The sequence below is a fragment of the Clostridium tarantellae genome (assembly GCF_009295725.1).
In the GTDB taxonomy this organism is placed as follows: domain Bacteria; phylum Bacillota; class Clostridia; order Clostridiales; family Clostridiaceae; genus Sarcina; species Sarcina tarantellae.
Window position 1 is genome coordinate 1 of sequence record NZ_WHJC01000646.1, and the last position, 483, is coordinate 483.

At 23.6% G+C, this 483-nt stretch carries 1 protein-coding gene; it reads left to right on the top strand.

The annotated features are described in order from the left end of the window. Positions 1–118 precede the first annotated feature (118 nt). The gene (locus tag GBZ86_RS17625) at positions 119–274 is read left to right on the top strand and encodes a ribbon-helix-helix domain-containing protein (RefSeq protein WP_170272328.1); all 156 of its coding nucleotides are present in this window, start codon (positions 119–121) and stop codon (positions 272–274) included. The last annotated feature ends 209 nt before the right edge of the window (positions 275–483 follow it).

Below are 483 nucleotides of genomic sequence, written 5' to 3' on the forward strand. Positions count from 1 at the left end.
ATATAATTATACCAATTAATACAATTTCAATTCTCATCTAGTAATTAAAAAAACTAATCATATCTAAAAGGAATCGCAATGATCCATTTAATTTTAATAAAGAAAAGGAGTGCTGACGATGGCTGATGTAAAAAAAGCACATCATATATCATTTAAAATGACTAAAAAAGAAAAGGATGCTATTACAAATTCATCTAAAGATTTAGGATTTAATAATATAAGCGTGTTTTTAAGAGAATGCATAAGATATTATTTAGAAAACCATAAAAAATAAGATTAAATAAAAACAAGAATTTATGATATAAAGGTGATAAAAATGAATAAAATGGGTACAAAAAAGCACCCATACGGCAAATATGAGTGCTTTCCGGTATAAACTCTTAATAGTATATACACGATTTTCGCTATAATAAATATAACATCATATTTATTAAAAAGTCAATAAAAATATTGCACGGGTGTATATTTATTATTAGTTATATC